4 protein-coding genes are annotated in these 14,551 nt (G+C 57.6%); all 4 read left to right on the forward strand.

The genetic code is table 11. The features are described 5' to 3' along the window. Positions 1–288 precede the first annotated feature (288 nt). On the forward strand, positions 289–2,472 hold the full coding sequence (locus tag EQV96_RS02000; RefSeq protein WP_240881169.1) for a TonB-dependent siderophore receptor: 2,184 nt from the start codon (positions 289–291) through the stop codon (positions 2,470–2,472). 203 nt (positions 2,473–2,675) lie between these two features. Next, positions 2,676–5,297 (forward strand): Tc toxin subunit A, encoded by a 2,622-nt coding sequence (locus tag EQV96_RS02005; RefSeq protein WP_240881171.1) that lies wholly within the window; start codon positions 2,676–2,678, stop codon positions 5,295–5,297. Positions 5,298–5,331: 34 nt separating this feature from the next. Then, positions 5,332–10,065, forward strand: a complete 4,734-nt coding sequence (locus EQV96_RS02010; protein ID WP_240881172.1) for a neuraminidase-like domain-containing protein — start codon at positions 5,332–5,334, stop codon at positions 10,063–10,065. After that, the gene (locus EQV96_RS02015) at positions 10,062–14,525 is read left to right on the forward strand and encodes a SpvB/TcaC N-terminal domain-containing protein (protein ID WP_240881173.1); all 4,464 of its coding nucleotides are present in this window, start codon (positions 10,062–10,064) and stop codon (positions 14,523–14,525) included. The genes EQV96_RS02010 and EQV96_RS02015 overlap by 4 nt, the downstream gene beginning before the upstream one ends. Positions 14,526–14,551 lie beyond the last annotated feature (26 nt).

Below are 14,551 nucleotides of genomic sequence, written 5' to 3' on the forward strand. Positions count from 1 at the left end.
ACTGGCGATTGATACGTGTGATTCCATCCATAAGGGCGTTTTAATTTCCTGTAATACTACGACTGACCTTTTTAGCTATAACCCATGCAACACGTCTAAATCAAGGATTGCCTTGAGCCACAGGCTGTAACGGCTGCGCAAAAAACCCGTCGGGCCAGGCCCTGACAGGCCGTCATGCCAGGCTCCCTGATGGCGAAGCGCCAAGCGCAACCCGGCTTGCGACTGTATGATGGCGCGTTTGAGAAACAGGCTCGGGTCTCAAGCCTGCCCACCGTTCAGGAGCTGTGCATGAACATGCTTTACCGGACTTTCAGCCAGGGAGAGTCCGCCCCGCGATTCTCTCTCAGTTTGCTTAGCCTCGGCCTGCTGCTGGGCAGCGCCATGCCTGCGGCACATGCAGCCGGGACCGAACTGCCGGCGACGTCCGTGACGGCCACGGACAACGGCGATTATCAAGCCGACAACGCCTGGGTCGGTGGTTTCGAGGCGGCGCCCTTGCTCGATACGCCGGCCGCCATTGCGGTGTTTACCGATGCCCTGATTGAAGACCAGCAAGCCCGCCTGCTCAGCGATGTGCTGAAAAACGACGCATCGGTCGGCGAAAGCTACGCGCCCGTCGGCTACTACGAGAATTTTGTAGTGCGCGGCTTTTCGCTGAACTCGGCCAGCAGCTACAAGATCAATGGTCGCACCATCACCGGCGAGCAAAATGTCGGGCTGGAAAACAAGCAGCAGGTAGAGCTGCTCAAGGGGCTTTCAGGCCTGCAAAGCGGCGTTTCCGAGCCCGGTGGTGCGGTCAACTATGTGACCAAGCGGGCAGCCGATGTGCGCTCTGTAACGGTGTCTACCGACGATCGCGGCAGCGGTTACATCGCCACCGATGTGGGGGGCTGGTTCGGCAGCGAACAGCAGTTCGGCCTGCGTGCCAACGTTGCCCATGAAGATATTCACTCTTATGTCGATCACGCCAACGGCCAGCGTGACTTCGCCTCTGTGGCGTTCGACTGGAACATCAACCCCGATGCCCTGCTGCAACTGGACGTGGAGTATCAGAACAAGGAGCAGCGTTCGGTGCCGGGCTATCAGTTGCTCGGCGGCAGCGAACTGCCGCATCACGCCTCGCCGAAAAAGCTGCTGGCGCACCAGAGCGGCTCGAAACCTGTGACCATTGATTCTCTGAATATCAACGGCAACTTCGAATACCGCTTCAACGACAGCTGGAAAGGCAGTCTGAGCGCCTCACGCAGCAAGGTGGTGATCGACGACTACAGCTCGTTTGCCTGGGGCGGTTGTACTGTCGGCTGCGTTACACCCAATGTCGGCAACTACTTCACCCCCGAGGGCGGCTACGACATCTATGACTTCCGCAGCCCTGACGATACCCGGCGCAATGATGAGGTGCAGGCAGCGCTCAGCGGTCGCTTCCATACCGGCGCAATCGGTCATGAGCTGACCGTGGGCAGCAGTGCATTCCGGCGCGTGGTGAATAATCGTGAAGCCATCAACCATTGGCTCGGCAGTGGCAATATCGACAGCGAGCCTGAAAACCTCGAGCGCTACAACGGCGCCCTCAACGACAGCCATCGCCGCCTGGACAGCCGCCAGTACGGGGTGTTTTTCAATGACCTGATCAGCTTCAACGAGCAATGGCAGACCATGATCGGCGGGCGCGAAGTGCGTCTGGATGAAAAGACCTTCGACGATCAGGGCGACACCACCCGCCACACCCAACGCTATGAATTCCTGCCCCAGGCCGCGCTGATCTACAAACCGGTGCAAAACATGACGTTGTATACGCGCTACAGCAAGGGCCTGTCCCTGGGTGGCACAGCGCCGTGGTTTGCCAGCAATGCCTTTGACATCCTGCCACCCACCGTGTCGCGGCAAATAGAGGCCGGGATCAAATACGACTGGCAGCGCATGAGCCTGAGCGCCACACTGTTCCAGATCCGCCAGGCGTACCAGTATGCTCGCCCCGAAAATGGCGAGTTCACTTACGTCCAACAGGGCCAGCAGAAAAACACCGGCATTGAGCTGGCGGCCAACGGTTGGGCCACTGACCGGCTGCAGATTGCGGCCAGCGTCGCGGCGATCCGCTCCCGGGTCAGCGGTAGCAGCACGCCCGAATATGAAGGCCACCAGACCATCAACGTACCCACCCTGCGCGCCAGCCTCTACGGCGACTACGCCCTGCCCTGGATCGACGGCCTGGCCCTGCTGGGCGGCGTGCAGTACAGCGGCAAGAAATACGCCAGCCAGGTGGGTACGGTACAGGCCGACGCCTACGCCATCTTCAATATCGGCAGCCGCTACAGCACCCGTATCGAAGGTTACGACACCGTGTTTCGCCTGACCGTCGATAACCTGTTCGACAAGCGCTACTGGCGCGATGTGGGCGAATACATGGGCGATAACTATGTCTTCCAGGGGGCGCCGCTGACGGCAAGGTTGAGTGCCTCGATCAACTTCTGATCATGCTGCATTGCAGGGGGCATGTAGCCTCCTGCCTTCACCCTCTTGCATAAAAGGCCTGCGTCCGGAACACACGAACGCTTGTCATTCAGCGACAATTCCCAAGCTTTTCAGTGCTTTCAGCTGGCCGAGACGCCAGGTATGGCAATGCTAATTTTCTGCACGCGCCGTGGATCACCCACTGCGTGCACAGGAGATTTACCATGCCAACGGACACCGCCTCTCCCGACTCGGGCCCCACCTGGTCAGCCCTGTTCAAAGACGACTGGGATACCTTTTGCTCACCGACTTCCCTCGCCGCAGTCGACTCGCCCGCGGCGTATCTGCAGGCGCTCTACCGGTTTGCCCTGGAAGTGGAGCAAACCGGCAAAGGCACTCAAGACAAAATCACCCTCGCTCAACGTGTACCTGCGCTAAAGGAACTGGTGATCAATGCTGAAAACACTTCCCGTCAGTTGCCACTGCTGACGCTGGTCAACGAGGCCCTGAACGCACCGGTCAAAACCTACCTGGACACGCATCGCGACATTTACGGCGACCGCACGGTGCATCAGGTGCTGGCCGAATTACGCTACCCCTTTGAATTGCCTTTCGACCTGGCCCATCAGCAATGCGTGCTGGGGCTTGCGGGCAACAAGCCGGGGCTTGGTGCATTGAATTATCGCATCAGCCTGAAACTGCCCTATGACCAGCAGCCGGAGAACAAGTACGGAACGGTGCAGCAGCAAGCCTATGAGGCGCAGCGTCTGCTCACCCTGCTCAGCCCTGCACAACAAAACCTGTTGACCGAGGACTTTGAAGAACAGGGCACAGACACCTTTTACAAAAAACACTATGGCCACAGCCAGCCCATCACTGACCAACAACAGTTCATGCAGCACACCGGTCTGAGCACCGAACAGTTCCATGAACTGCTTGCCCACGCCAGCTATCAGCCGCGCTTGTCTGGCAACGTCGTGCAGACGGCAGATCAGATTGCCCGGGATCACACTGCAGGCGCTCGCTTTATCAATGGCCCCTACAGAACAGGGCAAAAGAAACTGGGCCTGAGCATCGACTCATCAAAAAAAAACCACCTGCAAAACACAACTCCACAGCGTCATGACCGTTTGCAACGGATGATCCGCCTGCAACGCTGGCTCAATATGCCTTTCGCAGATCTGGATACCTTGCTCTATAGCATCGCCGGTTGTGAAGGCAGCAGCCCTGAACACCTTGCCATCAACGACAACAGCCTGCGTGCAATGGGTGTCTTTCGCTACCTGAACCAACGCTATGGCCTGACGCCCGGAACATTTTCGGCATGGCTTTACCACATGCCCGTTCATGGGGTCGGGCAACACCCATCGCTATTCGACCAGGTATTCAACCCGCCGCACTGGCTCAACTCCCCCCTGACTCTCGACAACCAGCCGCTGGATCTCGGTACGACACAAGGGGTTCTGTATCGGGCCTGTGGCGCTCTGGGCCTCGAAGACACACCACAGTCCCTGGGGTTGCTGAAAACCCGTACCAAGCAATATTTCGCCACGCCTCGCCGGAATATCGAGACGTTTTCCAGCTTTTACCGACAGGCCACATTACCCGCAATGTTCGGACTGTCAGTCCTGGACTGCGATCATCTGTGCCAGTTGCTGGGGGGCAAAACCTACCACCAGCAACTGGTCAAGCCGGGCTTGCGTCAGTCAGGCAGCAACTCGCCAGCGGACTTTCTCGATGTGTTGATGCAACTGGACTGGGCGGTTAGCTGGCTCAATGACAGCGGTAAAAGCGTTCAACAGTTACGCCAGCAATTGTTACTGGAGAGCACGTTGCTGCCCTCCTCCGTACAGCAGCGGCTCACGCAGGTCGAGGCGGTGTTGCAACGCATGCCCCAATATCTGCTGGCGCAATCCACACTCGATGAGCTGGACTTGCCGCAACCGGAAGCCGGTAGCAAACCCCTTGCCTACACCTGGAATGTGCTGCTGGCCAAAGGACTGCTCCGGGTCCAGTCCATGCTGCCCGCGCAACCCAAAGCGGACAGCCTGGAAAAAGGCGTGGCCTACATGGTCGACAAATACGTCAACCTGAGCCCCGATGCGGGGCGCAACCAGGCACTCAAGGCCCGGGTCAAGCAGATACTCAATACGCAGCTGTCCGCAGCCTACTCACAATTGCATCCTTTCAAGAAAGAAATAGATCAATTACTCAAGGATACCTCCCTGGCCAGCGAGGCCCCCGAGCTGATGAAACAGGCCTTCAGGCAAGCTTCGCGTATTTTCGCCAGTGCCCTTGGCAGTGATAAACCCAATGAATCCCTCAAACACCTGCTGCTGTTCTTTCCCCATGCAGAAACCGAGCTGCAACTGCCCATCAGCCGTGAAGCCCTGCAGGCTTTTCTGCTTGACCCCGGTTGGCTGGAGTCCGAGCAATCGGCACATTCAACCCTCAAGTTAACCCTGAGCACCCTGTATCTGTTCCAGAGGTTCAGTCATTTCAGCGACGTTTACGGGATTAACCACGCCACACTGCTCAATTATCTGAACCAGGCCAACCCTCAAAAACAGAACGGCGAACAAACCGGTCTGAACTCGCAAACCAGCGAATTGCTGGCCCAGATGCTGGGGTGGAACGCCAGCGAGATAGAGGTATTGATAAAGCCCCTGCTGGAAAAACGCGTGCGCTCGATGACTGAACTGGACTGGCTAATGCGCTGCCATGAGACCGCCAGGCAGACAGGTCTTTCGGCAAGCATGTTGCTGATGGCGACAGGCTTGACCGCCACCTTCAGTTCCGATGACTGGCAGCAGGTCGGCAGCGCCGTCTTCGCCACCGCCCCATGAGCGCAACGCTCATACATCTTTCCGAGGAATGTCCATGTCTGACCAACGCCACCGGCAACTCAATGAGCAGCTGCGCGATGCCTTGCTCGCGTTCTACCTCACCTACGTGCTGCCTGAAGACACCACCCTGCAAACCCCGGCTCGCAAGCACACAATCAACAACGCCAACGACCTGTACACCTACTGGCTGCTGGATGTGCAAGTCAGTCAGGCAGTGCCTACCAGTCGTGTGGCCAGCGCCATTGCCAGCCTGCAGCAATATATCAACGCCATTTCAGTGGGGCTGGAGCCTGGCTACGACAAACTTGGCATGACAACCAAACAACAAAACACCTGGCGCAACAATCTGCATGCCTATTCGGTTTGGCGTGCGATTCAACAGTTGCGCAGCTTTCCGGCCAACTATCTGAACCCGATGTTACGCCGTGATAAAACCGAAAGCTTCCAGCAGCTTGAAAACGACATTAATCAATGTCGAATTAACTCGGACAATATACTGCCTGCCATTCAACGCTACTTGGCCCGATTTGAAGAGATCTGCAGCCTCAAGACCCTGAATGGTTACATTGATGGTGAAAAAGACAGGTTCGCCGAGAGCACTTACTACTTTGTTGCCCGATCAACTGTCGAGAACACTTACTACTGGCGCTCGCTGGATATGTCCAGGCGCTACTTGCATCCCGCCACAGGGAGTGCCCCTGCCCTCAAGCAGGACGCACCACAGCCCGGCGCCTGGTCTGACTGGAAAAAAATACCTCTGCCTGCCTCGGAAAACATCCCGGAGCACAGCGTCCGTCCGATTTGCTTTAACAACCGCCTGTTTGTTGTCTGGGCTCAATGCATATCCCCGGCAGCGGCCAGTTACAGCGCTGATTATTTCTGGTCAGAGCCTGACGAATCGGAAAAAAACTATAAAGCACGCCTGGAAAACTACCTGAAAAGTCGTTTCATTCAGTTCCGCCTTTACTTTTGCTACATGAAATACGATGGCAGCTGGAGCGTGCCACGGGTGTGCAGTGATGAATACTGCGTGATGAAAGAGCTTAACAAACTGGACCAGAACGCCTTGATGCAGGCGACTGAAACAGTGGCAGTGCTGGACACCAGTACTAGCCCGGCATCCTTGTTTTTAGGGCTGAACGCCCATGCTCCGCAAAAGCCCGTCGCCGGCAGGGATCACACCCGCAGCGACTTTTTCCAGGCCGTGAGACTCGACCAGGACTTCAGCAGTGAGCGGTTATTCTCAAGGGGCACGGTGGCAGACCTTAAACCCAACGCTGAACACGAAAAACTGGCGAAACGTTATTTATCCCTGTTCATCTACAACAATTCGCGAAATTTCAATTTCCACGCCCCGACCAGCGAAACCGTCGCAATAACAGACATCGTCAGCAGTACCCCGACCCCGGCATTTACAGGATGGAACTTCGAGAACAAACAGGCTTATATAAGTGACCAGCACTACCACAGCGATATTGTCTTCAACACCACATCCTGTGCGCTGGAAGTCAACGCCAGGCTTGAAAAAGCATTCCCCGAACAGCAGTCGGTAACCTTCAGGGCGAGTACCAACCGGGCCGAACTTACTCTTCATCTTGCCCTTCTGCGGCCGCTTCCCGGTAGCAGCGGCAAACTCAAGCTGGAACATAGCTCGCTGCTGACTCTCAAGACCGAACTGATCCCACCCTGCAGCTGGGTATCGGTCTCAATGACCAGTCACAAAACCGGCGTTACCTATTCCAGCCTGATATATGAATTTCCCGACGACGCCCTCAGCGTCGTAAAACCGCAAAGGTTAAGTGCCGTACGCAAAGACTGGAACGTTTCGCTGGAAGGCAGATACATCGAATACGACGCTTTCAATACCTTGTTTGAAAACGCTCATTCCGACCACCGCATTACTCTTCATTTTTACGCCACACTCAATGAGCAAGTGAACAGTCAGAACGACTGGTTATTTGATAGTGTCATTGCCACGTTATATACCCGCCACTACAAGCCCGTGATCATGACTCCACGGGACGAAAACACACCGCACCCTTACAACATCCATCGCAACAACAGCTATATCGTCGGTGAACCCAATACCTCCCGCCGCGCACTCAACGGCGTATTTACAAGCCTGACCCCGGCCCATCTGTTCAGCGCCCATATTCAACTCAATCCTGAAACGCTACGGCCTGAAGAGGAAGTGAGCAGCATTGCAAGCACGGGTACCCGGCCAATCACGATCCTTCACGGAGTATTGATTTACGACACGGACACACGCCATAACAGCCGCAGCCTGCGAGGTTATGCACTGAAGTCACTGAGACTGAAACTGGATCCCAATAACGCCACCCCCATTACACCTCTGGCGCCCAGAATCTCACGCAGCCCGGCGCAGCCTGAAGGAACAGCCGAGTTTATCGACTTCAGCGGCTCCCTTCTCAAGTACAGCGATGTGGCTTCACCGAGAACCCTTCGTGCGCCGATCCACATGAACACCACTATTGGCAGACACCTGAGCGCCGCCGCCAATGTCAGTCTCGACCGGCTGTTTACGATAGCCACAAATCAATCGCACGAACCGGCGCTTACCAGCAATGCCAAGCCCCACTCCCTGGATTTTCATGGTGCCCATGGCAAGTATTTCCGGGAGTTGTTCCTCTTCCTTCCTTGGCTGGTGGCCTGCCGATTGAACATGGAGCAGCGTTATGCCGAGGCCCAATCCTGGCTCAAATACATCTTCGATCCAGAAAGCAGGGCAACTGAACCGCAGCAACACTCAAGATATTGGAAAGTGCCCGCCCTGACCCAGGACAAATCAGAGCCGGGTTACCAGCAGGACAACCCGGACGATCCGCACCAGATAGCCCTCAGTAGCCCGTCCTGTTTCCGCCAAGCGTTATATATGTTGTACCTGGACATCCTGCTCAATCGCGGCGATGCCGCTTATCGTCAAGCCAGTGCCGATAGCCTGGCAGAGGCCAAGCTCTGGTACGTTCGGGCCAGTAGCCTGCTGGGGCCAAGGCCGCAAATCAGCCGAGCCGATCCCTGGCAACCCATAACCCTGCAGGATCTGGGTGCATCAAGCCAGAGCACCCTGTACCTGCCCCTGAATCCGGATCTGGTGTCACGCTGGGACAAACTTGAAAGTCGTCTCTACAACCTTCGACATCACCTCAGTATCAGCGCAAAACCCTTGCAACAGGCACTGTTCGCACCCGCGCTGGCTCCGCACCTGCTGTTGAGCCACTACGCCCACAATGCCAGCTCTGACCCATTGTCTGCGACCCGCCAACAAACCAGGGAAATCGGCCATTATCGCTACCAGGTTGTCCATGCCCATGCCGCGACCCTGGTCGAGAATGTCATCCAGCTCGGTAATACCCTGCTTGTGCTGTTCGAGCGCAAAGAGCAGAACGAGCACCTTCAATTACAGCAACAACATGCCTGGGACCTCGCCAGAATCGCCGTCGATCAACAACGCCAGGGCATGCGGGCTGACGAAGCCAACCGCGAGGCGCTGCTGGCCGGTCGCCAGGTACTGGTAAGCCGCCAGCAGTATTTCGAAAAACTGCTCAATGAGGGTATCTCTCCAGCCGAAGCACAGGCCAGCCAGCAATATCTTGAAAGCGCACAGTGGGAAACCAAAGCATCCGTAGCCGAGGCTGCTGCAGGGCTGGCGATGCTGGCACCCAATATTTTCGGCACTTCCAACGGCGGGATGCGCTATGAAGGCGCCTTTTATGCGATTCAGGCTGCGGCCCGAAATATGGCTAATGAAAAACGCGCCAATGCCGGTCATCTGGATCGTACAGCGCTGTTCAACCGCCGCGTCCAGGAGTGGTCCCAGGCCCTGGAGCAGTGCCGTCAGGAGCTTATTCAAGCCGACTTGCAACTGCAGGCCCACGAACAGCAGAGCACGGTGCTGCGCTTGCAACTCAGACACACGGAAACAGCTATGGAGCAGGCCAGATTCACCTACGAGGTGCTCAGCAAGCATTTTTCCAGCGCACAGTTGTATCAGTGGCTCAATAGTCATCTGGCTTCTTTCTACTATCAGGCCTACGACGCAGCCCATTCGTTGTGCTTGAGCGCACAGGCATGCTGGCAATTTGAACGTGCGGACTGGAACACCCGTTTTATCCAAAGCAGCCACTGGCACAATCAATTCAAGGGGCTGACCGCAGGCGAGTCGCTCAAGCTCGACCTGCAGAACATGAATACTGCCTATATGCAACGTAACCAGCGTGAACTGGAAATCAGCAAAACCCTGTCCTTGCGCCTGTTGCATGGCAAGGATCGGGTGCCCACGCTGAACAAGGACTGGGCGTCGCTGAAGCACGAAATGATCGTCAATGGCACCGTGGATTTTGAGTTGAGCAAGGCGCTGTTCGACGACGACTACCCCGGTCATTACCTGCGCCGGATAAAAAGCGTCAGCGTCTCGCTGCCTGCCACGCTCGGACCTTATGAAGACATTTGCGCGACCCTGACCCAGACCTGGAACCGAACCCACCTGTCTGCAAAAGACGACGATATGCTCGACAACATGCGGGTCAGGGAGCAGGTCGCACTGTCCACAGGGCTCAATGACAGCGGCCTGTTCACCCTCAACTTCGACAATGACGAACGCTATCTGCCCTTCGAGTACACCGGGGCAGTGTCCAAATGGCGACTGGCGTTTCCCAACCCTGCAGCCCAGTCATCCATGCTCAATTCCCTCAGCGACATCATCGTGCATGTGCGCTACACCGCGAGAAGCGCAGGAGGTCAGGGATGACGACCCAACAACACGGCACAGGCGAGGTGCAAACCCCGTCCTTGCCCAAGGGCGGAGGCGCAATACAAAGTATCGGCACCACATGGGGAGCCGTCGGTATGACCGGTGCGGCATCGTTCGAGGTTCCCCTGCCACTGTCGCCGGGCCGGGGTTTCGACCCGGCCATTAGCCTGACTTACAACAGTACCCTGGGTAATGGCCCGTTCGGAACCGGTTGGGCAGCCTCTGCTGGCTCGATTGCACGCAGCACGCTCAAGGGCGTACCCGCCTATGACAGTGAGGATGTATTTATCGGTCCGTCAGGTACGGAACTGCTCCCCGAACGGACAGCCCAAGGCATGCTGCAAACCCGTTCCAGCAGCCGTTTCAACAGGTTTCAACTGAACACCACCTACACTGTGGTGCGCTACCTGCCACGCCACGAAACCACTTTCGATCGCATTGAGCACTGGTCATCGACGTCAGACCCCGCAGGGTTCTGGCTGGTCCAGGGCGCAGACGGCAACCTGTACCTGTTTGGCAAAACGCACGCGGCCCGCATCGCCGATCCGCAGGCGCCTGCCCATGTTGCCCAATGGCTGCTTGAGGAAAGCCTCAATCCCCACGGCGAGCAGATCCACTATCAGTACAAGGCTGACACCCGGGGCAGTGGCCCTCGAGACTACAGCGCCCAGCGCTACCTTGCCCGTATCGGCTACACCAATATCGTGCCCAGGGAGCATCTGGAATTGTGGACGGTAGAAACACCGGCGCAAAAACAATGGCATTTTGAATTGCTCTTTGACTACGGCGAACGCACAACTGATCTGACACGCCTCCCTTCCTATGGGGTGCAACAACCATGGCCGGAACGCAGTGATCCGTTGTGTCACTATGCCTATGGCTTTGAACTGGCGAGCCGGCGTCTTTGCCGGCAAGTCCTGATGTTCCACTACTTTCCTGAAGAGCCAGCAATGGGCCGCGAACCGGTGTTGACCCGCCGGCTGCTGCTGGAGTACATGACCACCGCAACCGCAGGCAGCCTGTTGCAGGCCCTGCACAGCCAGGCCTGCGATGCCAGCGCAAAGATCTGCCACTGGCCGCCCCTGGAGCTGACTTACAGCGACTTCCAGTTAACTGGCATGCCTTCAGGCTATCAACGCTTTGACGCTTTGGACGGTATCAACGACAACCAGCGCTATCAACTGGTTGACCTCTACAACGACGGCTTGCCGGGAGTGCTCTGGCGCTCTGACAAAAGCTGGTACTACCGCGAACCCGTCCGGGCTGCCAACCCGGTCGAGCCTGATGACGTCGCCTATGGCCCGCTGCAAATGCTGGAGCGTATCCCGGTGGCGCAGCAGACCGGTGCGCTGTACCAGTCCCTGGCGGACCTCAATGGCGACGGCCAACTGGAGTGGATCATCGCCCAGCCGGGCATGAGCGGTTTTTTCACCCTGGAAAACGACCGGAGCTGGGCAAACTTCGCGCCTTTTGCAGCATTGCCGCAGGAGTTCTTCCAGCCGACAGCCCAGCTCGCCGACCTGATGGGCAACGGTATTGACGACCTGGCGCTGATTGGCCGCAACAGTGTGCGGCTCTATCGCAACAAGGGCTCGCAGGGTTTTGCCCCTGCCGCGGACATGCCGCATCCCGATAACGATCTGCCACTGCCCGGCAATAGCGAAACTGAACTGATGGCGTTCAGCGATCTGCTGGGCAGTGGCCAGCAACATCTGGTACGCATTCGTCATGATGAAATCAAGTGCTGGCCAAATCTGGGCCGGGGCCGATTTGGCAAAGGGTTCGTATTCGCCACCCTGCCCTTCACCTACGCCGAATTCGAGGCCTCGCGAGTACTGCTGGCCGATCTGGATGGCTCCGGCGCCAGTGACCTGATCTACCTTCAGCCCGATCGGGCACTGATTTTCATGAACCTCTGCGGCAACGGCCTGCAAGCCGTGCCCACAGCGCTGCCCTGGCCCGAGGGGGTCAAGCATGACCGCTTTTGCCAGGTCAGTGTGGCCGACCTGCAAGGGCTGGGCTGCACCAGCCTGATCCTCTCCGTCCTTCTGCCTTCAGCCCGTCACTGGCGATACGACTTTGTCCGGCAAAAACCCTATTTGTTGATCGGTACCGACAACAACATGGGGGCATCAGGCCGGGTTACCTACCGCAGCAGTGCCCAGGAGTGGCTGGACGAAAAGCAGCAACGGACACAGCGCACCGGTGGCCTGCCATTTGCGCTGCATCTGGTCAGCGAGCAGCAACAGCTGGATCAGATCAGCGGCAATCAGCTGACCCAACGCTTCACTTACAGGGAAGGTTTCTACGACAGTCTGGAACGCAAGTTCCAGGGCTTCGGTTTGCTGATGGCAACCGACACCGAGGGCCCTGCCGGCCAGAAACTCGACAAGGCAGCAACGGCACCCTTGCTGCGCAAGACCTGGTTTCACACCGGAAAAGCCCTTGATATGCCGCAGGACCAATACTGGGTGGGCGACAGGTTGGCCCTTGCGCCAGGTAACACACTGCTGACCCGCCTGGAAACCGATAAGGAGCAAGACAGCGTACTGCCACCGCCTGCTTCCGGACGCAGGATGGCTCTGGCACTGAGCGGGTTGGTACTGCGTGAAGAAGTGTTTGCGGCCGATGACCCGGAATCGTCACGAGTGCCTTTTACCGTCAGCCAGTACCGCTATATGCTGCGTCAATTGCAGACGCCCGAATCCCTGCTGGTACTTGCCCTGGAGTCACGGGTCTACCGCTACGAACGCGAGGCAACCGACCCCGCCTGCCAGCACAGCATCAATCTGCGCCGGGATCGTTATGGCAGCCTGACACACGGGGTAACCATAAATTACGCCCGGCGCAAGCGCGCATCCGACCTGCCGCCATTCGATGAGGCCCATCAACAGACCTGGTGGCGCGATACCCACGACCCGGCCCAGCAGATGCACTACATCAGTGAAATCCGGGCGCAGTTCATTCATCTGGACAATCCTCAACGCTGGCGCCTGCAACTGCCTTACCGGCAACGCAGCAATGCACTGGTGCTTGAAAAAGAAGCCCTCAACAGCGCGCAGGCCAGCTATGAACTGTTAATCGGTAACACCTCTGACAACCCTGTGCGACCGCAGGCACAGCGCACTCTGGGGGGGTTGTCCGTGCAATATTACTGCCTGGCGCAGAGTGACGCCCCGTTACCGGCGGGCCAGGCCAGCTTTCAGGCGCTGACGGCCTTCAAAGAGTCGGCCGAACTCGACGACCAGGCACTTGCCGCCTACGACGATGTACCTGCACTGCCCGGAGGAACCCCGTTCGACCTGGCCAGCACCCTCGTCCAGGAGCATTACCATCCCATGAGCCTGTTCCTGCCTGAGCCAACAGACACCCGCGCAGCGCCAGCCCTGTGGTCACTCAAACAGGGCTTTACCCGTTACACCGACGTGCATGGTTTCTACCGGGCCAATCAGTTGCGAGCCTCTGAAAGCCACTCAGCGACCACACTCACCCATGACCGTTACGGTTGCCATATCGCCGCAGTAACGGCCGTGGACGGTTGCAGCACCCAAGCCGTCTATGACTACCGGTTAATGTTGCCCATCGAAATCACCGACCCCCAGGGGACTGTTCGGCAAGCGCGCTACGATGCATTCGGCCAGTTGCAAGTTACCAGCGTTTACGGCCAGGAAAATGGCAAACCAACAGGGTTCGCCCCGCTGACGGACTACAGGCGCCCAGCCAATGACAGCCCCGCTTTTGCCATCGACAACCCTCAAACAGCGCTGCTCGATGCTGCCAGCGCCTGCTTCCACGCCCCTTTCAACTGGATGGGCCACATCCCGGCAGCCCCCCCGGGCACACAATGGGTAACGCAGGGATATCTGACTCCGGACGGATATATTCGTGCCAGCGGCCGCATGCGCCTGGCAACACTGGACATGAGCATCACGGCGAATCGCCAACTGAACGAACAGATCCTCCAGGCACGCCGCGAACCGGTCTATGCCGCTGTGCTGCAAGCCGATAACTACCCGTCGAGCGACGACAGCGTTAACCGGCAAATCCGGATCAGCCTGACGTTCACCGATGGCTTTGGACGTGAGCTGCAAACCAAGCAGAAAACCTCGGCGGGTGAAGCGTATGTGGTTGCCCCGTCGGGGCGACTGAGCCTTGACAGTGACGGCAAGCCCCTGCGTGCGTTCAGCGAACATCGCTGGCGGGTCAGCGGCAGGGTCGAATACAACAACAAGGGCCTGGCCATTCGAAACTATCGGCCTTACTTCGCCGATCACTATCGCTTTATCGATGATGAAGCCCGGCGCAAGGATGGCTACTGCGATCAGCTGTTCTATGACCCGTTGGGCCGTATGACGAGCAAGCTCAACGCCAGGGGGCATCTAAGCCGCCAGACCCATTGCACCTGGTACAGCATCAGCGAAGATGAAAACGACACCTGGGAGCCTGGTTCAAACTGACCAACCACATCGCGATGCAAGCCCGG

It is taken from the genome of Pseudomonas sp. TMW22080, assembly GCF_022496745.1.
Taxonomy (GTDB): domain Bacteria; phylum Pseudomonadota; class Gammaproteobacteria; order Pseudomonadales; family Pseudomonadaceae; genus Aquipseudomonas; species Aquipseudomonas bubulae.

What these genes read in the sequence shown, in the direction of transcription:
- EQV96_RS02000 (WP_240881169.1), top strand. Translation starts at nt 289, where the DNA reads ATGAACATGCTTTACCGGACTTTCAGCCAGGGAGAGTCCGCCCCGCGA.
- EQV96_RS02005 (WP_240881171.1), top strand. Translation starts at nt 2,676, where the DNA reads ATGCCAACGGACACCGCCTCTCCCGACTCGGGCCCCACCTGGTCAGCC.
- EQV96_RS02010 (WP_240881172.1), top strand. Translation starts at nt 5,332, where the DNA reads ATGTCTGACCAACGCCACCGGCAACTCAATGAGCAGCTGCGCGATGCC.
- EQV96_RS02015 (WP_240881173.1), top strand. Translation starts at nt 10,062, where the DNA reads ATGACGACCCAACAACACGGCACAGGCGAGGTGCAAACCCCGTCCTTG.